Here is a 19954-nt window from a genome sequence, read left to right on the forward strand (position 1 = left end):
ATCATGCGTCGCGCGTCACGCGCACGATTTCCTCGGGCGCCGTCTGCCCCCCATCCACCCAGCGCTGGCCGTCCTGGCGCATGGTGCGCATGCCCGCCGCCACCGCGGCCAGGCGCAATTCGCGTTCGTCGCGCCCCTCGTGGATCAGGCGCCGGGCCTCGTCGTCCACCGTGAATAGCTCGTGGATGCCCGAGCGCCCGCTGTAGCCCGTGTGGTTGCAGGCCGGACATCCGACCGGGTGGAACACCTGTTTGCCATCCAGCATGGCGGGCTTCTTGCATTCCGGGCAAAGCTTGCGCACCAGACGTTGCGCCAGCACGCCAAGCAGCGACGACGCCAGCAGGAAGGGTTCGACGCCCATGTCCGTCAGGCGCGTCACCGCCGACACGGCATCGTTGGTGTGCAGCGTGGCCAGCACCAGATGGCCCGTCAGCGACGCCTGCACGGCAATCTGCGCCGTCTCAAGATCGCGGATCTCGCCAATCATGATCACGTCGGGATCCTGGCGCAGGATGGCGCGCAACGCCAGCGCGAAACTCATGTCTATCTTGGCGTTGACCTGGGTCTGGCTGATGCCGTTAAGGTCGTACTCGATCGGGTCTTCGACCGTCAGGATGTTGCTGGTGGCAGCGTCCAGCCGACTCAGCGCGGCGTAAAGCGTGGTGGTCTTGCCGCTGCCCGTCGGGCCGGTCACCAGCACGATGCCGTGCGGCTGGCGGATCAGGCGATCCAGTTGGGCCAGCACCTCGGGGCACATGCCCAGCCGCTCCAGCTGCAGCCGCCCCGCCTCCTTGTCCAGCAGGCGCAGCACGGCGCGTTCGCCATGCCCGGTCGGCAACGTGGATACCCGCACGTCGATCGGCCTTCCCCCCACGCGCAGCGCAATGCGGCCGTCCTGCGGCAAGCGCTTTTCGGCGATATCCAGATGCGCCATGATCTTGATGCGCGAAATCAGCGCGGCGTGCAGCGCCTTGCGCGGCGACACCACGTCCCGCAAGGTGCCGTCCACGCGGTAGCGCACCACCGAATGCGTCTCGAAGGGCTCGATATGGATGTCGCTGGCGCCGTCGCGCGCCGCTTGCGCGAACAGCGCGTTGATCATCCGGATCACCGGGGCGTCGTCCTGCGCGTCCAGCAGGTCCGCCACTTCGGGCATGTCCTGCAGCAACCGGTCCAGATCGATTTCGTTTTCGGCCACGCCCATGACGGACGCGGCGTCCTCGGAATGGCTGTAGGCCGCCGTCAGCAAGGTTTCCAGCGCGTCGTCGTCCACCTGCGTCAACGCGACATCGCCGTGGCAGCGCCGGATCTCGCGCACCGCCCATTCCGGGGTGCGCGGGCTGACCGTCAACTGCACCTGCCCCGCGCGCAGCGACAGCACGGCGCGCTGTGCGCGCGCCCAGGCATAGGGCAAGGGATGCGCGCTCATAGCAACGACTCGGGGTCCACTGCCACGCCCATGGTGAGCGACCGCGACACGCGAAACGCCGTCGAAGCATCGCGCTGGGACGCCATGCCCGGCACCTGCCGGACGGCGAAGGATTCAACGGTGGCGGGCGGCGGGCGGCGCATCGTGGCCGCCTGCTGGTCGGGGCGCAGGTCGTAAGCATTGTTCGACACCGACGGCGGGGAGCCCGCCGCGGGCAGCATCGGCGCCTGCATGTCCGGCAGCGCCCAATGATTGGCGGGCTGCGCCACCCCTTGCGCGCGGCGCATGTAGTCGTAGCGGTCCATGGTGACGCTGGCGCTGCGGTTCGCATCCCGCACGACATAGGGCCGCAAGAAGACCATCAGGTTGGTCTTGGTGCGTTTGCGCGAATCGTAGCGGAACAGCGAACCGATCACGGGCAGCGAACTCAACCCCGGCACGGCGTTGGTGGTCAACGTCACGTTATCTTCCAGCAGGCCGCCCAGCACGATGATCTGGCCGTCGTCGATCAGCACGCTAGTGTCAATGGCGCGCTTGTTGGTCACGATGCCGGTGGTAGAGTTCGAACGGCTTTCGTCGATGCTGCTGACTTCCTGATAGATATCCAGCTTGACCGCGCCGCCTTCCGATATCTGCGGTCGGATGTTCAGCTTCAGGCCCACGTCCTCGCGTTCGATTGTCTGGAACGGATTGGAACTGCCGTTGCTGCCCGAGGTCACGTATTGGCCTGTCACGAACGGCACGGTCTTGCCCACGAGGATGCTGGCGGACTGGTTGTCCAGCGTCAGCAGGTTCGGCGTGGACAGGATGTTGGCTTCGCCCGAATTCTGCATGGCGCGCGCCAGCACGCCCAGGTTGATGACCTCGTTGCCCAGCACGTCCACGGTGCCCTTCACCACGCCCAGGCTCAAGCCACCGCCCAGCGCGTCGATGGATGTCGGGCCCGTGCCCGTGATGCCGCTACCGCCCAGGTTGGTGCCGCCGATGAAGCTGGTGCCGCCACTGTTGATGTTGCCTGCGCCCGTCATCCACTGGATGCCGAATTCCGCCGCTTTCTGTTCACTGACTTCAACAATCAGGCTTTCCACCAGCACTTGCGCGCGCCGCTGGTCCAGTTGGTCGATCACTTCGCGCAGGCTGCGGTACAGCGGTTCCGGCGCTGAAATGATCAACGAATTAGTCGCCGGGTCCGCCTGGATGGTGGCGCCGCCCGCCGAATACGAGACGGCCTGCGTATTGTTGTCTTCGCGCGCGATGCGTTCCTGTTCGCCTGACAAGCCGCCCTTGGACGACCCCGACATGCCTTGCCCCATCTGGCTGCCAGGATTCGTCGCGGTGTTCTGCGGACGCGCGCCGCCTTGCGCGCCACCCGTGGGCGCCGACGCCCCGCCGGCGGCGCCGTTGGCGCCCGGCGCGGCATTCGCCTGCCCGGTCAGCAAGCCGCCCAGCACTTCGGCGATGCGCGTGGCCTGCGCGTTGCGCATATAGACCACATGCAGATTGCCCGCCCGGTTTTGCTGCGCATCCAGTTTCAGAATCAGATCGCGGGCCAGCCGTGTGCGCGCGGGGCTGCCGGACCGCACCAGCACGCTGTTGCTGCGCGGATCGGCCACGACGGCAATACGCTGCGTGGGGTCGCTGCTTTGCGTATCCAGCAACTGCGACGCCAGGATGGCGATGTCGGTCGCGATGCCGGATCGCACGGGCACCACGTCCGTGTCGATGGAACTGGGCACGTCGATGCGCGCAATGACTTGCGCGATTCGTTCCAGGTTGTCCGCGTAGTCCGTCACCACCAGCGTGTTGTTGCCGGGGTAGGCGTTGATGGGATTGTTCGGCGGCACCATGGGCCGCAGCACCGGCACCAGGTTCGCGGCGTTCTCGTATTTCAACGGGAACACGCGAGTCAGCATTTCGCCGCTGCTGCTGCCTTTGGCGAACGCCGCCACCGGCACCGGCCCGCGTGCCGCACCGCCGGCAGGCGCGCCCGGCGCGGGCGCAGCGGGCCGTGTGTTGCCCACGACTGCGCTGCCTTGCAGCTTGGCGTCAGCCTCGGGAACCACGCGCGTCACGCCATCGACATCGACGATCGCGAACCCCTGCAACCGCAGCGCGCCTGTCAGCATGGCCAGCGCCTGTCCGCTATCGACGGGCCGGTCCGACACCAGCGTGAGCTTTCCCTTGACGCGGGGATCCACCAGAAAATTCCGATGCGTGAACAGCGACAGCGCGCGCAACACGGCGGGAATATCGGTGTCGACGAAATTCAGGCTGACACGGTTGTCTGCCTGTTGGGCGTGGGCGGTGCCGAGTGCCGGTCCGATTTGGCTTGCTGCTAGCAAGACCGCAAGGCTGAACTGCGCAAGATGACGCATGACGAGATAGGTGCCTGAGACGTGAAATCGTGTGAAAAAACGTGAAAGCGCGTCGGAGTATACGGGGTGACAGTGCAACACTACGGTCATATTTGACATGCAACATACTGGCTGGAAACCCTTTAAATTCGGGGCTTTTGCACGTTTCGCTTTTGCGTGCGGCCCATGCCTTTCACCATGCCTTCCTTCCGTTACGAAGCCACCGACGCGCTTGGAAAAATCGTGCGCGGCACGATCGATGCCGACTCCGAGCGCGGTGCCCGCAACCAGTTGCGCGGCCGCGGTTTGTTGCCCTTGTCGACGGCATTGGCGGCGCGCGCGGAAGGCTTGGGCGCCAGCTTGCGCACCCGTCTATCCGACGCCGATCTGGCGTGGCTGACGCGTCAGCTGGCCAGCCTGCTGGCCGCGCGGCTGCCGTTGGACGCCGCGCTGTCCGCGACGCTGGAGCAGGCCGAAAAAAAGCACATCGCCGCCACGCTGGGCGGCGTGCGCGATGACGTGCGCGCCGGCCACCGGCTATCCACCGCGTTGGCGGCGCGGCCGCGCGACTTCCCCGAGATCTACCGCGCGCTGATCGGCGCGGGCGAAGAGTCCGGCGATCTGGCGCAGGTCATGGAAAAGCTGGCGGACTACATCGAAGAACGCAACACCCTGCGCAGCAAGGTGATGACGGCATTCATCTACCCCGCGGTCGTGGGTAGCGTGTCGATCATCATCGTGATCTTCTTGTTGGGTTATGTGGTGCCGCAGGTAGTGTCCGCCTTCAACCACGCCAAGCAGCAGCTTCCGTTACTGACCCGCGTGATGCTGGCGTTGTCCGACTATGTGCGCGAATGGGGCATGGCCACGGGCGTGGCGCTGGTGCTGCTGATCGCGTTGTGGCGCTATACCTTGCGGGCGCCGGCGGCACGGCGCGCCTGGCACGCGCGCGTGTTGCGGCTGCCGCTGGCGGGACGCTTCGTGCTGGGGGTGAATGCGGCGCGCTTCGCGTCCACGCTGGCGATTCTGTGCGGCAGCGGCGTGGCGCTGCTGACCGCGCTGGACGCCGCCCGCCGCACATTAAGCAACGATGTGCTGCGCCAGGCCGTGGACGAAGCGTCGGCGCGCGTGCGCGAAGGCGCCGCGCTGTCGGCGTCGCTGGGCGCGCAAAAAGTGTTTCCGTCGCTACTGGTGCACCTGATCGCCAGCGGCGAAAAGACCGGCCGCCTGCCCGAGTTGCTGGATCGCGGCGCGCAGAACCTGTCGCGCGACCTGGAACGGCGCGCGATGGCGATGACGGCGTTGCTGGAGCCGGCGCTGATCCTGCTGATGGGGGGATTCGTGCTGCTGATCGTGCTGGCGGTGATGATGCCGATTCTTGAGATGAACCAGCTGATCCGCTAACGCGGACCCGCGCCGCCATCCGCGCGCACATGCGGCCCGGAACACGATTGCCGTGAAGACGGCTGCACCGAAAAGGGCCGCCCCGCGCGGGGACAGCCCTCTGGTTACTTCAATGATCGACAGGCAAGGCTCACAATGCCTCTTCGTCGCTTTCGCCGGTGCGGATACGGATGGCTTGTTCGACCGGGCTGACGAAGATCTTGCCGTCGCCGATCTTGCCGGTGCGCGCGGCCTTGACCACGGCTTCGATGGCGGCTTCCACCTGGTCATCGGGCAGCACGACTTCAACGCGGATCTTGGGCAGGAAGTCCACCACGTATTCCGCGCCACGGTAGAGCTCGGTATGGCCTTTCTGACGGCCAAAACCCTTGACCTCGGTCACGGTCAAGCCGCTGACGCCGACTTCGGCCAGCGCTTCGCGAACTTCGTCGAGCTTGAAGGGTTTGATGATGGCGGTGACTTGTTTCACGTTGGTCGTCCTGGGTTTTTGATCTGTTGCGGCGCCCTGCCGTACCGTTCCGGCAGGCAAGGCGCAATGAATAAGAGAATACCACCGGCGTCGCGCCGCACTAGCGGGAGAACCCGTATCAGGCGTCCGGGGCCGTGTCCGGAATGCGATCGGCGTCGCGCAACCACACGACAGATTCGGAGTCGCTGGGCGCCCGCCAGTCCCCGCGGGGGGACAACGAACCGCCCGACCCGACCTTGGGCGCGTTCGGCACGCAGGTGCGCTTGAACTGGCTTGTGCGGAAGAACCGGTCCAGGAAGATCTTCAGGTTGCGCTTGATGGCGGCCAGATCGTACTGGTTGCGCACCACATGAGCGGCATCGGGCCAGGCGCCGGCATCGCGGTCGCGCCAGGCTGCCAGCGCCAGGAAAGCCACCTTGGTCGGCGCGAAACCGTAGCGCAGCGTGTAGTACAGGTTGAAATCCTGCAGCTCGTAAGGGCCGATGGACGCTTCGCTTTTCTGTACCGGTTTGTCGTCGGCGCTGCCCGGCACCAATTCGGGGCTTACGTCCGTTCCCAGCACGTCCAGCAGCACCTCGGCGCCCTCGCCGCCCAGGCGGCCGGACTCGGCCACCCAGCGCACCAGATGCGTGATCAGCGTCTTCGGCACGCTGGCGTTGACGCTGTAGTGCGACATGTGGTCGCCCACGCCATACGTGCACCAGCCTAGTGCAAGTTCGCTCAAATCGCCCGTGCCGATGACGATGGCGTTGCTGAAGTTGGCCAGGCGGAACAGATGGTTGGTGCGCTCGCCCGCCTGTACGTTCTCGAACGTAATGTCGTAGACCGGCTTGCCGTCCGCATAGGGGTGGCCCAGGTCTTTCAACATTTGCAGGCAGCTGGGGCGGATATCGATTTCAGAAGCCGTGCAGCCCACGACCGCCATCAGCCGGCGCGCCTGCTGCAGCGTGCGGGTACTGGTGGCGAAGCCCGGCATGGTGACGGCCAGGATGTTCGAGCGCGGCAAGCCCAGCGTATCCATGGCCTGGGCGCACACCAGCAGCGCGTGAGTGGAATCCAGCCCGCCGGAAATGCCGATGACGACCTTCGACATCTTGCTGGCCGACAGACGCTGCGCCAGCGCCTGCACCTGAATGCTGTAAACCTCTTTGCAGCGGGCATCCCGGCGCAGCGGATCGGCCGGCACATAGGGAAAGCGCGCCACGCGCCGCTCCAGCGGCAGCTCGGCGTCGTCCAATGGCGGGGTCACCGGCACCGGCACGGCGCGGAACTTGCGCACCTCGTCCTGGTGGCGGCGGGCCGACTGGCCAAACGTGGTCTGGCGCATGCGCTCGCGCGACAGGCGGTCCAGGTCCACGTCCGAGAAAAGCAGGTGGGAATGGTTCAGGAAGCGTTCGGATTCGCCCAGCAATTCGCCGTTTTCGTAAATCAGCGCCTGGCCGTCCCAAGCCAGGTCGGTGGACGATTCGCCCCGCCCCGCCGACGTGTACATATAAGCCGACAGGCATCGGGCAGACTGCTGCGCCACCAGTTGGTGCCGGTATTCCGACTTGCCGACGACGATGTTCGAGGCCGACAGGTTCACCAGCACGGTGGCGCCGGCCAGCGCGGCGAACGAGGACGGCGGGATGGGTACCCAGACGTCTTCGCAGATTTCAACGTGGAACTGGAACAGCGGCAGCTTTTCCATCTGGAACAGCAGCTCGGGCCCGAAAGGCACCGTTTCGCCCAGCAGGCGGATCTCGGTCGCGGCGGCGCAATCGGCGGCGCTGAACTGGCGCGCTTCGTAGAATTCGCCATAGTTGGGCAGGTAGCTTTTGGGCACCACGCCCAGCACGCGCCCGCCCGCGGCCACGATCGCGCAATTGAACAACTGGTGCGACACGCGCAGCGGCGCGCCGACGATGACGGCAATATCCAGTTCGGCCGTGGCCTGCACCACTTGCGCCACCGCTGCCTCGCATTCGTCCAGCAAGGCCTTCTGGTGGAACAAGTCGTCGCAGGTATAGGCCGACAGGCCAAGTTCGGGAAACGCCACCAGCACGGCGCCGCCCTGGGCGGCCTGCTGCGCCAGCTCGATGGTTTGCGCGGCGTTGAACGCCGGATCGGCGACGCGGCATTCGGGCACGCCGACCGCCACCCGGGCAAAGCCATGGGAATACAGGTTGAAGAACGGGTTCGACATCGGGGTGATCGCCTGGGTCAATGATGACTGAGTTCCAACCCCCGCATTATCTCACGGCGCTCCCCGGCGCCGCCGGCTAGCTGGGCATCTTGCCGTCGGTCAGCCCGCGTTCGAGCGGCATGGCGTCGATCGGCGGGGCCAGGGCCTGGCGGTCGCGCTCGCCGGCCAACGCGGCCTGAACCGCGCCCTCGCGCAGGTAGCTGCCCATTGCGCCGATATCCGCGCCTGAAGGCTGCTGATACAGCCGCAGGCCCAGTTCCGGCAGGATGGCCAGCAGGTGGTCGAAGATGTCGCCCTGAATCCGCTCGTATTCCACCCAGGCCGTCACTGCCGTGAAGCAATAGACCTCGACCGGAATGCCGTCCGACGTGGGCTCCATCATGCGGACCATCATCGCCATGTCCTGGCGGACTTCCTTGTTCTGCTTCAGGAACGCCAGGCCATAGGCCCGGAACGTGCCGATGTTGGTCAGGCGGCGCCGGTTGGCCGGTACGCTGGCCAGTTCGCCCATTGTCTGGTTCGCCTGGGCGATGTCCTGGGTCTTGGCTTGCAGATAGTCGTGCAGCAGGCGGAAACGCATCAGGCGCTGGGCTTCGTCGTCCGTCAGGAAGCGCACGCTGGAAGCATCGATCCGCAGGGTGCGCTTAATGCGCCGGCCGCCGGACTCGAACATGTGCCGGTAGTTGCGGTAGCTTTCCGAAAAGAGCTTGTAGGTCGGCACGGTGGTGACCGTGTTGTCCCAGTTCTGCACTTTGACGGTATGCAGCGCGATGTCCTTGACGAAGCCGTCGGCGTTGGATTGCGGCATTTCAATCCAGTCGCCGATGCGCAGCATATCGTTGCTGGTCAGCTGCGTGCTGGCCACCAGCGACAGCAGCGTGTCCTTGAACACCAGCAACAGCACCGCCGACAACGCGCCCAGGCCCGAGATCATCCATAGCGGCGACCGGTCGATCAGAATAGAAAGCACCAAAACGGTGCATACCGCCATCAGAATCAGCTTGCCGATCTGGATATAGCCCTTGATGGACCGGGTTTGGGCCCGCGTCGTGGCCGAATAGGTGTCCTGCCAGGCGCTTAACACGCCCGAGAACGCGACGAACACGCAGATCCAGGCGCCCGCGTGCGCCAGCCGGCCGACGATGGTCACCGCCTTTTCCACGTGGGGCACCAGGTCGATGCCCAGCGACACCACCGCGAAAGGCACGGCATACCAAAGGTTCTGATAGGCGCGGCGGCGCTGCAAGGCCTGATCCCAGTCGCCGCGGCCGCTCAGCACCAGCACGCGGTGCGCCAACAGCAGCACCACCCGGGCGACGACCCACTGGACAAACAGCGCCGTCAGAATCAGCACGCCGATGCCGACCAGCGTCTGCGCCCAGGCCTCGTGCGGCATGTGGGTATCAAGTTGGGTAACCAGTTCTTCCCATTCCAGGGGCATATATCGTGTACTCGCTTTAAGGTCTTGGAACTGACTGTGGATTATCCGACAAGTCGCGCCGGGCCGAGGCTGCGGCGCGGCGATATGGGGCCATGCTACCCCGCCGCGTGCGCCCCGGCGGCCGCAGGCCCTATAATTCCGCCCATCATGGCAAACACTCCCTCCTCCGATCAAAACCAGTTCGCCAATAAGGCGCAGGCCTGGTCCGCCCGGTTCTCGGAACCGGTTTCCGAACTTGTAAAGCGCTACACGGCGTCCGTGGATTTCGACAAGCGCCTGGCGCGCCACGACATCCAGGGCTCGCTCGCGCATGCCGACATGCTGGCCGCCCAGGGCATCATTGGCGCCCAGGATCTGGCTGATATCCAGCGCGGCATGACCCAGATCCTGTCCGAAATCGATGCCGGCAGCTTCCAATGGCTGTTGGACCTGGAAGACGTGCACCTGAACATCGAGAAGCGCCTGGTGGAACTGGTGGGCGATGCCGGCAAGCGCCTGCACACCGGCCGTTCCCGCAACGACCAGGTCGCCACCGACATCCGCCTGTGGCTGCGCGACGAAATCGACAACCTGCAAGACCTGCTGCGCCAATTGCGTCATGCGCTGGCCGCGGTCGCGCTGGACAACGCCGGCACCATCATGCCGGGCTTTACCCACCTGCAAGTCGCCCAGCCCGTCACGTTCGGCCATCATTTGCTGGCCTACGCTGAAATGTTCGGCCGCGATGCCGAACGCCTGGCCGATTGCCGCCGCCGCGTGAACCGCCTGCCCCTGGGCGCCGCCGCGCTGGCCGGCACGTCGTTCCCGATCGACCGCGAACGCGTCGCCAAGACGCTGGGCTTCGACGGCGTCTGCCGCAACTCGCTGGATGCCGTGTCCGACCGCGACTTCGCCATCGAATTCTGCGCAGCCGGCGCACTGATCATGACGCACGTGTCGCGCCTGTCCGAAGAGCTGGTGCTCTGGATGAGCCCGCGCGTGGGTTTCATCGACCTGGCCGACCGCTTCTGCACCGGCAGTTCGATCATGCCGCAAAAGAAAAACCCCGACGTGCCCGAACTGGCCCGCGGCAAGACTGGCCGCGTGAACGGCAACCTGGTCGCCCTGCTGACCCTGATGAAAGGCCAACCCCTGGCCTACAACAAGGACAACCAGGAAGACAAGGAAGGCTTGTTCGACACCGTGGACACCGTGCGCGACACGCTGACCATCTTCGCGGACATGGCTGCCGGCATCAAGGTGAAGGCCGACAACATGCGCGCCGCCGCGCTGCAAGGCTTCGCCACCGCCACCGACCTGGCCGACTACCTGGTCAAGCGTGGCGTGCCTTTCCGTGATGCCCACGAAGTGGTGGCTCACGCCGTGCGCGACTGCGAACAGCGCGGCTGCGACCTGGCCGACCTGTCCACCGACGAACTGAAGGCATACCACGCCCAGATCGGCGACGACGTCCATCAAGTGCTGACGCTGGAAGGCTCGGTCGCCGCGCGCAAGCACATCGGCGGCACCGCCCCCGAGCGCGTGGCCGAAGAAGCCAAGCGAATCCTGGCGGAAACGGCTGAAGGCTGATTCCGGCTCAGGCTGGCGAAAAAACAGGGCCCCCTTTTGGGGGCCTTGTTGCATGTGGGCAATGCCAGCAGCGGCGCGACACTCCGCCGAACCCGATTTCACGGGAATCGCGGGGTCAGCGTATCCCTGGAATGGGGTATTTGTAAGCCCGAACGCCTTGACGACAATGACTTGGTACATCTGGACACATCGTTCCACGGCGCCACGCGGCGGCTCCGATATCATCGCAACTCCCTGCGACCCGCCCGTCTTTTCATGCGCCCACCGCCTGCATTACATCGTCTTGGCCCGCGCCGGCCAAGCCTGATTGTCCTGACCGCGTTCGGCCTTCTGGCCGCCAGCATCAGCGCCGCGCCTCAGGCGCAAACCGCTCGTAAGCCCTCCCCCTATGAAAACGCCCGGCCCTTGCGGCCGGACGAGATCGAAGCGCGCAAGCCCGAGGACGCCAAACGCGGTGGCCCCGCCTTCCTGGGCCAGATCCGCACCCCAGAAGAATTCCAGCAGCTGGCCCGCGTGTACAACGCCGGCACGCCGCTCGAAATCCCGCACGTGCTATTCGTGATCGACCGCAAGCACGCCGACCGCATCTATTACATCGATACGCCGCGCTATACGCTGCACGAGAACTTCGCCCGCGAACGTCGCCTGTTGCCCGACTCGGACAAGGCTACGCTGATCGCCCAATATAAGGATCCGCAACGCCGGCTGCTGTTCGGCACCCTCAGCTGGCAGCGAGACCTGCCCGGCTACACCTATGAGTTCTGGGAAGGCGACCGGCTGACGCCCGAACTGCTGGCCCTGACCGGGGAACGGCTGCGTGCCACCTTCTACGCGCCGCTTCGCTTCAAGGCCAACTCCACGATGCACGAACAGACGGCGCAACACGCCGGTCTGGACGTCGTTACCCAGGAGGCCCTGCTGCGCGAACAGACGTTCCTGCCGTTGAACACCGGAAGCGCCCAAGGCCGCCTGCGCATCATCACCTCGGTGGAAGACACCCCCGATCTGATGCCGACCGACATCCTGGTGCTGGACGAAGTGCCGGTCGCGCTGCCGCCCGTGGCCGGCCTGATCACGCAACGGCCCTCCACCCTGCTGTCGCACGTGAATCTGCTGGCCAAGGGCTGGCGCATTCCCAACGCCTATGTGCGCGACGGGGTTGCCACGCTGCGCGGCTACGACGGCCAGTGGGTAGCGCTGAATGTTTCCAGCAACGGCTATCAGGTACAGCCCATCGCCAAGCCCGATGCGCCCGCGACGCCCGGGCCCAAGGCGGGCGGCCTGCCGCTGCCCAAGCCCGACCTGACCGTCAAGGCCATCAAGCCGCTGACCGGCATGGCAACCCGCGACAGCCGCCATTGCGGGGTCAAGGCGGCCAACCTGGGCGCGCTGAAATCCGCGTTGGCGCCGCTGGCGAGCGTGCCGGACGGCTTCTGCATCCCCTTTGCCCAATACGCCGCGTTCATGCAGCAGTTGCACGTGCCGCAACGCGTCGCCGCACTGGAGCAGCGGCCAGACTTCGCCAGCGACGCCAATGTCCGCCGTGCCGAGCTCGCCGCCTTGCGCCAGGACATCATCAATGCCCAGCCCGATCCCGCGCTGGCCGCCGCATGGCGCAATCGTTGGCAATCGCAATTGCAAGGCCGCGGCGTATTCGTGCGCAGCTCGTCGAATTCCGAAGACCTGCCCGGGTTCAGCGGCGCGGGGCTCTACACCACGGTGCCCAACGTGACGCAAGCCGACGCGCTGCCCCGGGCGATCCAGACGGTGTGGGCGTCCATCTACAACTTCGAAGCCTACGAGGCCCGGCGCGCGGCAGGCATCGGCCAGGACGGCGTGGTGATGGCCGTGCTGGTACAGCAGGCAGCGGCCTCGGACAGTTCAGGCGTGATGATCACGCGCGACCCCTTCGACGCGTCGCGGCGCTACGTGACCTACATCTCGGCCAAACGCGGCCTGGGAATCAAAGTGGTGGAAGGCAAACGCCAGGCAGAGCAACTGATGTATTCCAGCTGGTCCAAGGCCGTGCAGGTGCTGAGCCGGTCGGCCGAAGACACGCAACTGGTGCCAAACGCGGCGGGCGGCGTGCGCGAGGTACCGATCGAAGGCTCCCGCCAGGTACTGACCGACGCGCTGGTCGCCCGGCTGGCCGCCGTGGGCAGCCAGATCAAGCTGCGTCTGGGCAACGTGGACCAGGACATCGAATGGGCCGTGCAGGGGGACAAGATTCTGATCCTGCAATCCCGGCCGTATGTGGATGGCAGCCGGTAGCGGCGCGCCACGGCCACTTCCGCAAGCGGCGTCAAGCGGCCAGCGTGACGCCCAATTCGGCCAGGATCGCCTGCGTGTGCTGGCCCAGCGCCGGCACGTCGCCCATGGCCGCCTCCATGCCCGACAGCGTGGCGGGAGGCAACAACGCCCGGATCGGCCCTGCCGGCGTGACGACATCGCGCCACCGGTCGCGAGCGGCGAACTGCGGATGGTCCCAGACGTCATGCATGGTGTTCAGCGCGGAATTGGCGATGCCCGCTTCGTCCAGCCGACGCAGCACCTCCTTGCGCGTTAGCGGCGAGAAGCATTCGGCGATGCAGGCATCCAGGGCCTGGCGGTTCGCGACGCGCAGGACGTTAGACGAAAAGCGCCCGTCTTGCGCCAGGGCCGGATTCCGCAGTACCCCTGCGCAGAAATGCCCCCATTCGCGTTCGTTCTGCAAGCCAAAAATGATCTCCTTGCCGTCGCCCGCCTGATACTGACCGTAAGGGGCGATGGCCGGATGGGCCACGCCGTTGCGCGCTGGCGGCGAGCCGCCATAACGGGCAGCATTCAACGGGTACGACATCCATTCGACTAGCGCCTCCAGCATAGTGACCTCTACCCGCAGCCCCTTGCCTGTGCGCCCTCGATGCAACAAGGCCGTCAGGATCCCCGAATACGCGTACATGCCTGCGGAGATATCGGCAATCGATATGCCGGTGCGCGCAGGCGCGTCAGGGGTGCCCGTCACTGAAATCAAGCCAGCCGCGGCCTGGATCAGCAGGTCATAGGCCTTTTTCTCGCGAAATGGCCCACTGTCGCCATACCCCGAAACATCGCACACGATCAGCCGGGGAAAGTCGGCATGCAAGGTGGCAAAGTCCAGCCCCTTGCGTTGTGCCGCTCCCGGAGCCAGGTTCTGGATGAAGACGTCGGCGTCGGCCAGCAGCCGCTGCAGCACGGCGCGCTGGGCGGGCTGTTCAAGGTCCAGGCACAGGCTTTCCTTGCCCCGGTTGGCCCACACGAAGAATGAAGACTGTCCGTGCACCGCGGCATCATAGCCGCGCGCGAAATCGCCCGTGCCGGGGCGTTCGATCTTGATCACGCGGGCGCCAAGATCCGCCAATTGACGGCTGGCGAACGGTGCCGCCACGGCATGCTCAAGCGCGACGACTGTGATGCCGTCCAGAGGTTTCAAAGCTGCGGTCATATCGTCTTGCGCCTCCAAGGGCGCCGGCCCGTGAGCCGGCCGGCAATGCAAGAAAATTATAGGAATGCCCTACGCGCCGCCGCCAGTCGATAATTTTTAATCGCGCTTCAGAATTCTCTAATCGCCAGCGTCGGCGGGGGTAAGCTCGGTGACATAGCCCACGAAATCGCGTGCGAAGACGGGCAACGCCTCCATGCTGCGCATCACCACGCGCTGCTCGCGCACTGCCCACGCCTCTTCGATTTCCACGCCTTCGATCTTGCCCTGCGCCAGCGCCGCGGCAGCGACCGAACGGGGCACGAGGGAAATGCCCGCGCCCTCCTGCACGCACCGCAGCACCGCATCGAAGTTGGGCGCATGCACCCGAACCCGTGGCTTGATGCCCAATTGCTCGGCCATCTGCTGCAAATACAGGAAATTGCTGCTCTTTCGACCGATCGCCACGATATCGTGTGCCAGGGCGGCCTCCAGCGACACGCGCACGTGCAGGCCCAGCGGATGGCGCGGCGGGATGATGAACAGCAATTCGTCCTTGCCATAGGTAATGAATTCCAGGCCGCGCATCTCAATGGCGCCGGCCACCAGCCCCACGTCCGCATGTCCATCCAGCACGGCCTTGACCGTGTCGGCGCTAAGGCGTTCTTCCAGGTCAATGTTGACGTTGGGATAGGCCGCCAGAAATCGGCTCAGCGCGGCAGGCAGACCGCTCATCGTGCTGCTGTTGGCAAACACGCGAATATGCCCCTCGACGCCGTCCGTGTGCCGGCGCATTTCGCCCTGCAGGCGTTCGACATTGGCGAAGATCGTCTGCGCATAGCGCAGCACGGTCATGCCCGCAGGCGTCAGCGACATGCCCTTCTGCGTGCGTATGAACAGCGGCACCCCCATCGCCTGTTCCAGGTTCTTCAGCCGGTAGCTGGCCGATGGCGCGGTCAGGTGCAGGTCGGACGCGCCGCCCGTCAGGCTCTTGGCTTCGGCGATAGCCATGAAAACTCGCAAGTCGGTCAGTTCGTAGCGCAACGCCATCCCCCGCAACCCCCGCCATGCCGGCAAGGAAAGCCACTGTTAGAAAGGTTCTAAGCCGACGAAAAAACATTCGACTGTTCGCCCCGGATCATCGTCTTTATATTCTGCCGAAACCAGGGAACAAACCCGAAGCCGCCGCCATCTGTCGGGACCACCCGGCGGCATCCGGCAGACAGGCAGCCAGAACAATGAATGGAGACAAGCAATGATCCCCCTATCCCGCTGGGCCGCGCCGGCCCGAAAGCTGACTGTGGCCATCGGCCTGCTCATAGCCGCCCCCATCGCGTGGGCACAGTCCGGCTTTCCATCGCGGCCGGTGAAATTGGTGGTGCCCTACGCGGCAGGCGGCCCAACGGACACCTTCGCCCGCGCCCTGGCCGAAAGCTGGGGCCGCCAGGCGGGCACGACCATCATCGTTGAAAACCGCACCGGCGCGGGCACGCTGGTCGGCACGGAGACGGTCGCGAAGGCGCCGCCTGACGGCTACACCTTGCTGCTGACCACCGTAGCGCACGCCGTCAACCCGAGCATCCATGCAACGCTGCCCTACCGCACCATCGAAGACTTCGCGCCGGTCGGTTTGGCCGCCAAGGCGCCGCTGGTGCTGGTCGTCAATAAATCCCTGCCGGCCCGGACCCTGCCGGAGTTCCTGGCCTATCTGAAATCGCACCCGGGCAAGGTCAACTACGGGTCCGCCGGCATCGGCAGTGCGCCGCACCTGGGCGCTGAACTCGTCAACTACCTGGCCGGCACGCGCGCCATGCACGTGCCCTACCGAGGCAGCGCTCCCGCCATGGCGGATGTCATCGGCGGACACCTGGAATTCATGATCGACAGTGCCCCCACCGGTCTGGCCCAGGTGCATGCCGGAACGGTGCGCCTGCTGGCGACGTCGATGAGCCAGCGCTTGCCGCAGACGCCCGACACACCGGCCATTGCCGAAGCCGTTCCGGGCTACGAGGCCTACACCTGGAACGCCGTGTTCGCGCCTGCCGGCACGCCTGCGGCGGTGATCAAAACGCTGACGTCGACCCTGCAGGCCGCGCTGCAGGACGAGGCGTTGAAGCGCCGCGCCTACGACATGGGCCTGGTGCTGGAAACAGAACCGTCGCCTGCGGCACTGGCCACCTTTCTGGATAGCGAGTTGAAGAAATGGAGCCAGGTCGCCCGCGCGGCCAACATGACCGCGAACTGACGCGCCCCGCCCGATCCCCCCATGCAACCCTTTTCCAGACAGGACCCCGGCATGATCAAGCATCAACTGTGCGCGCAGCGCTACTTCGAGGACTTCGCGATCGGCGAGGTCTTCAACCTGCCGTCCCGCACCATGACCGACGCGCTGTTCGCCGCCTTCCAACTGGCCAGCGGCGACAACCACCCGGTGCATTACGACGTGGAGTATTGCCGTGCCCATGGCATGCCGCACCTGCTTGCGCACGGGTTTCAGGTGGCCATCCAGACCGCGGCGGGCGCCGGCCTGTTCCCGCACATGGTGGAGGATTCACTGAAGGCCTTCCTGGAGCAAAGCAGCCGCTTCTTGAAGCCGGTGTTCTCGGGTGACACCTTGTATGCGTCCCTTCACGTGACCGAGCTTGCCCCCGGCCGCAGCACCGGCGTGCTGGCCATGCGCAGCGAAGTGCGCAACCAGCACGGTGTACTGGTGATGGAGGGTCAGCAGAAGTACCTCTTGCGCAAACGCCCCACCTGAAAAGGGGCCCCCACGCCGCACACGCCGTGCCTGTTTGCTGCCCCCAAAGGGGGCGTTCTTATCTTGAGGCGGCCCGGCGAAAAGAAAAACCGCCGCGTCCGGTGGCCCGGCGCGCGGCGGTGCGGTACGGGCTTGGCGAATCAGATATGCAGCGCGTGGCCCAGCGCCTTCAGCGCCGCTTCCTGCACGGCTTCACCTAGGGTCGGATGCGCGTGGATGGTGCCCGCCACATCTTCAAGCGTCGCGCCCATTTCCAGCGATTGGCCAAACGCCGTCGACAGTTCCGACACGCCGCGCCCCACCGCCTGCCAGCCCACGATCAAGTGGTTGTCGCGCCGGGCAACCACGCGGACGAAGCCGTCGGTGGACTCCAGTGTCATGGCGCGCCCGTTGGCGGCGAACGGGAAGGACGCCGTCAGGCAATCCAGCCCCGCGCTTTCCGCCTCGGCCGGCGACAACCCCGCCACCACGACCTCGGGATCGGTGAAGCACACGGCCGGGATCGAAGCCGGCTGGAAATGCCGGCGTTTGCCCGCCACCAGTTCGGCCACCATTTCGCCCTGCGCCATGGCGCGATGCGCCAGCATGGGTTCGCCGGCGATATCGCCGATGGCCCAGACATCGCGCATGGACGTGCGGCACTGGTCGTCGATGCGCAACGCATTGCCCTTGCGGTCAAGCTGCAGGCTTTCCAGCCCCCAGCCTTGCGTGCGCGGACGGCGTCCCACCGCGATCAGCACGCGGTCTGCGGGCAGCAGGGTTTCGACGCCTGCCGCGTCCTGCACCCGCACCGCGTCGCCCGCGCCGTTCAGGCCCAGTACTTTGCGATTCAGGTGTAGCGCCACGCCCATCTTCGCCAGCGCGGCGGCCACGGGTTTGGTCAGTTCGGCGTCATAGGTCGGCAGGATGCGGTCCTGCGCTTCCACCACGGCGACTTCGGCGCCCAGCTTGCGGTACACGGTGCCCAGCTCCAGGCCGATGTAACCGCCACCGACCACCACCAATCGCTTGGGGATGCTGACAGGCGACAGCGCTTCGGTGGAAGACACGACGATGCCGCCGAACGGCATGGACACAAGCGGCGTGGGCTCGGAGCCGGCCGCCAGCAGCAGGTGTTCGCACTGAATGCGCACGATGGTCCCATCCGCCGTGGTGACTTCCGCCGTCTTGCCGTCCAGCAAACTGGCCCACCCCTGCACCACTTCCACGCCGTTCTTCTTCAACAGCGCGGCCACGCCGCCCGTCAGCTTGCCGACAATGCCGTCTTTCCATGCCACGGTCTGCGTGATGTCGATGGCCGGCGCCGACACCGAAATGCCCAGCGGCGACTGGTCCGCGTAATGGCGCGCCTTGTCGAATTCCTCGGCCGCGTGGATCAGTGCCTTGGATGGGATGCAACCGATGTTCAGGCAAGTGCCGCCCAACTGGCCGCCTTCTACCAGGAGGGTCGGCACGCCCAATTGGCCGGCGCGGATGGCGGCCACGTAGCCGCCGGGGCCGCCGCCAATCACCAGCAAGGTCGTTGTCTTTGTGATCTGGCTCATGCTTACTCCACGAAAAGCAGCGCGGGTTGTTCCAGCAGCGCGCGTACCGCCTGAATGAATCGCGCCGCGTCCATGCCGTCCACCACGCGGTGGTCGAAGGACGACGACAGGTTCATCAGCTTGCGCGCCACCACGGCGCCGTTGCGGAAAGCCGGCCGCTCGACGATGCGGTTCACGCCCACGATGCCGACTTCGGGATGGTTGATCACCGGTGTCGTGACGATGCCGCCCAAGGGCCCCAGGCTGGTGATGGTGATGGTGGACCCGGACAGTTCGTCGCGCCCCGCGGTGCCGTTGCGCACCGCTTGCGCCAGCCGGCCGATCTCGGTGGCCATCGACCAGAGATCGCGCGCCTCGGCGTGACGCATCACCGGCACCATCAGGCCGCCATCGCTTTGCGTGGCGATGCCAATGTGGACGGCGCCGTAGCGCGTCACCACGCCGCCTTCATCGTCGTAGCGCGCATTAATCTGCGGGAAGTCCCGCAACGCCACGACCATGGCCCGCGCCAGCAGCGGCAACAGCGTCAGCTTGCCGCGCGATTCGCCCCATTTCTGGTTGAGCTGCACGCGCAGGTCTTCCAGTTCGGTCACGTCGATTTCTTCGACATAGCTGAAGTGCGGAATGCGCCGCTTGGACTCGGCCATTTTCTGGGCGATCTTCCGGCGCAGGCCGATGACGGGCACGGCTTCTTCGTCATTGCGCTGCGCATAGGCCGAGCCGCCGCGGGCGGCCCCGCCCGAACCCTGAGACTGCAAATAGGCGTCCAGGTCTTCGTGCATGACCCGGCCGGCCGGACCGCTGCCTGGCACGTAGCGCAGTTCAATCCCCAAGTCCCACGCACGCTTGCGCACGGCGGGCGATGCCAACGGCTTGTCGCCCGGCTGGCGCGCCACGACGGGCGCGGCGCTGGCCGGGCGCGAGACGGCTTGCGGCTTGGCCGCCGGCGAACTTGCCGCCGGCGAAACGGACTCCGGCGAAACGGACGCCGCAATTTGGCCGGCGATGCCACCCGCGGCTGCCTTCGCGGCGCCCTCCGGCTTGGCCGGCGCGGGCGTGTCGGACGCGGCAGGCGCCGCCTTCTGGGGCGCGGCCGATCCCGCCTTGACGTTGCCCTCGCCTTCCACTTCCAGGCGGATCAGTTCGCCGCCCACGGCCATGACCTGGCCCACGTCGCCGCCCAGGGCGACCACCTTGCCGACCACGGGCGACGGAATTTCCACCGTCGCCTTGTCGGTCATCACATCGGCCAGCGGCTGGTCCTCGGCGACGGTGTCGCCCACTTTGACGTGCCAGCCCACCAGTTCGACCTCGGCAATGCCCTCGCCGATGTCCGGCATCTTGATGATATGGATCCCCATC

The 19954-nt window shown here is 65.9% G+C and carries 14 protein-coding genes; 5 read left to right on the top strand and 9 right to left on the bottom strand.

Going from position 1 to position 19954, the window contains the following annotated elements; translation table 11 throughout:
• Position 1 precedes the first annotated feature (1 nt).
• Both gspE and gspD read right to left on the bottom strand, forming a co-directional pair.
• A complete protein-coding gene (gene gspE, locus ACI0FO_RS07420; protein WP_416025398.1) occupies positions 2–1429 on the bottom strand; it encodes a type II secretion system ATPase GspE in 1428 nt (475 codons plus the stop codon).
• The gene (gspD, locus tag ACI0FO_RS07425; RefSeq protein ID WP_416025400.1) at positions 1426–3804 is read right to left on the bottom strand and encodes a type II secretion system secretin GspD; all 2379 of its coding nucleotides are present in this window, start codon (positions 3802–3804) and stop codon (positions 1426–1428) included. The genes gspE and gspD overlap by 4 nt, the downstream gene beginning before the upstream one ends.
• A gap of 177 nt (positions 3805–3981) precedes the next feature.
• Here gspD and gspF point away from each other — a divergent pair, with 177 nt between their 5' ends.
• On the top strand, positions 3982–5187 hold the full coding sequence (gene gspF / locus ACI0FO_RS07430; protein ID WP_416025402.1) for a type II secretion system inner membrane protein GspF: 1206 nt from the start codon (positions 3982–3984) through the stop codon (positions 5185–5187).
• A 130-nt stretch (positions 5188–5317) separates the two neighbouring features.
• Here the strand turns inward: gspF and ACI0FO_RS07435 are convergent, their stop codons facing one another.
• The 3 genes from ACI0FO_RS07435 to ACI0FO_RS07445 all read right to left on the bottom strand — a co-directional run bounded on the left by ACI0FO_RS07435 (position 5318) and on the right by ACI0FO_RS07445 (position 9282).
• Positions 5318–5656: a P-II family nitrogen regulator gene (locus ACI0FO_RS07435; protein WP_006218942.1), complete on the bottom strand. Its 339-nt coding sequence runs from the start codon at positions 5654–5656 to the stop codon at positions 5318–5320.
• A 118-nt stretch (positions 5657–5774) separates the two neighbouring features.
• Entirely contained in the window at positions 5775–7841 is a 2067-nt protein-coding gene (locus ACI0FO_RS07440) for an NAD(+) synthase (RefSeq protein WP_416025404.1), read from the bottom strand.
• A gap of 76 nt (positions 7842–7917) precedes the next feature.
• Complete coding sequence (locus ACI0FO_RS07445; RefSeq protein WP_416025405.1) at positions 7918–9282, bottom strand: mechanosensitive ion channel family protein; 1365 nt, start codon at positions 9280–9282, stop codon at positions 7918–7920.
• A 147-nt stretch (positions 9283–9429) separates the two neighbouring features.
• Here ACI0FO_RS07445 and argH point away from each other — a divergent pair, with 147 nt between their 5' ends.
• Entirely contained in the window at positions 9430–10851 is a 1422-nt protein-coding gene (argH, locus tag ACI0FO_RS07450) for an argininosuccinate lyase (protein ID WP_105560116.1), read from the top strand.
• 255 nt (positions 10852–11106) lie between these two features.
• The gene (locus ACI0FO_RS07455; protein ID WP_416025408.1) at positions 11107–13122 is read left to right on the top strand and encodes a PEP/pyruvate-binding domain-containing protein; all 2016 of its coding nucleotides are present in this window, start codon (positions 11107–11109) and stop codon (positions 13120–13122) included.
• A gap of 31 nt (positions 13123–13153) precedes the next feature.
• Here ACI0FO_RS07455 and ACI0FO_RS07460 read toward each other — a convergent pair whose 3' ends face one another.
• Positions 13154–14314 (bottom strand): CaiB/BaiF CoA transferase family protein, encoded by a 1161-nt coding sequence (locus ACI0FO_RS07460; protein ID WP_416025410.1) that lies wholly within the window; start codon positions 14312–14314, stop codon positions 13154–13156.
• 117 nt (positions 14315–14431) lie between these two features.
• Positions 14432–15334, bottom strand: a complete 903-nt coding sequence (locus tag ACI0FO_RS07465) for a LysR family transcriptional regulator (protein ID WP_416025685.1) — start codon at positions 15332–15334, stop codon at positions 14432–14434.
• 211 nt (positions 15335–15545) lie between these two features.
• Between ACI0FO_RS07465 and ACI0FO_RS07470 the strand changes: the two genes are divergently transcribed.
• Both ACI0FO_RS07470 and ACI0FO_RS07475 read left to right on the top strand, forming a co-directional pair.
• Positions 15546–16535 (top strand): tripartite tricarboxylate transporter substrate binding protein, encoded by a 990-nt coding sequence (locus ACI0FO_RS07470; protein WP_416025412.1) that lies wholly within the window; start codon positions 15546–15548, stop codon positions 16533–16535.
• Between the two features lie 51 nt (positions 16536–16586).
• The gene (locus tag ACI0FO_RS07475; protein ID WP_416025414.1) at positions 16587–17048 is read left to right on the top strand and encodes a MaoC family dehydratase; all 462 of its coding nucleotides are present in this window, start codon (positions 16587–16589) and stop codon (positions 17046–17048) included.
• Between the two features lie 140 nt (positions 17049–17188).
• Here the strand turns inward: ACI0FO_RS07475 and lpdA are convergent, their stop codons facing one another.
• Both lpdA and ACI0FO_RS07485 read right to left on the bottom strand, forming a co-directional pair.
• Positions 17189–18592, bottom strand: coding sequence for a dihydrolipoyl dehydrogenase (gene lpdA, locus ACI0FO_RS07480; RefSeq protein ID WP_416025415.1), 1404 nt, complete (start codon positions 18590–18592; stop codon positions 17189–17191).
• A gap of 2 nt (positions 18593–18594) precedes the next feature.
• Entirely contained in the window at positions 18595–19953 is a 1359-nt protein-coding gene (locus ACI0FO_RS07485) for a dihydrolipoamide acetyltransferase family protein (protein ID WP_416025417.1), read from the bottom strand.
• Position 19954: the final 1 nt, after the last annotated feature.

The sequence above is a fragment of the Achromobacter marplatensis genome, from assembly GCF_049060505.1.
Taxonomy (GTDB): Bacteria; Pseudomonadota; Gammaproteobacteria; order Burkholderiales; family Burkholderiaceae_B; genus Achromobacter; species Achromobacter marplatensis_A.

Coding starts and splice junctions, on each gene's coding strand:
- ACI0FO_RS07445 (WP_416025405.1), bottom strand. CDS start 9,282: ATGCCCCTGGAATGGGAAGAACTGGTTACCCAACTTGATACCCACATG.
- ACI0FO_RS07470 (WP_416025412.1), top strand. CDS start 15,546: ATGATCCCCCTATCCCGCTGGGCCGCGCCGGCCCGAAAGCTGACTGTG.
- ACI0FO_RS07455 (WP_416025408.1), top strand. CDS start 11,107: ATGCGCCCACCGCCTGCATTACATCGTCTTGGCCCGCGCCGGCCAAGC.
- gspD (WP_416025400.1), bottom strand. CDS start 3,804: ATGCGTCATCTTGCGCAGTTCAGCCTTGCGGTCTTGCTAGCAGCAAGC.
- lpdA (WP_416025415.1), bottom strand. CDS start 18,592: ATGAGCCAGATCACAAAGACAACGACCTTGCTGGTGATTGGCGGCGGC.
- ACI0FO_RS07440 (WP_416025404.1), bottom strand. CDS start 7,841: ATGTCGAACCCGTTCTTCAACCTGTATTCCCATGGCTTTGCCCGGGTG.
- gspF (WP_416025402.1), top strand. CDS start 3,982: ATGCCTTCCTTCCGTTACGAAGCCACCGACGCGCTTGGAAAAATCGTG.
- ACI0FO_RS07475 (WP_416025414.1), top strand. CDS start 16,587: ATGATCAAGCATCAACTGTGCGCGCAGCGCTACTTCGAGGACTTCGCG.
- ACI0FO_RS07485 (WP_416025417.1), bottom strand. CDS start 19,953: ATGGGGATCCATATCATCAAGATGCCGGACATCGGCGAGGGCATTGCC.
- gspE (WP_416025398.1), bottom strand. CDS start 1,429: ATGAGCGCGCATCCCTTGCCCTATGCCTGGGCGCGCGCACAGCGCGCC.
- argH (WP_105560116.1), top strand. CDS start 9,430: ATGGCAAACACTCCCTCCTCCGATCAAAACCAGTTCGCCAATAAGGCG.
- ACI0FO_RS07460 (WP_416025410.1), bottom strand. CDS start 14,314: ATGACCGCAGCTTTGAAACCTCTGGACGGCATCACAGTCGTCGCGCTT.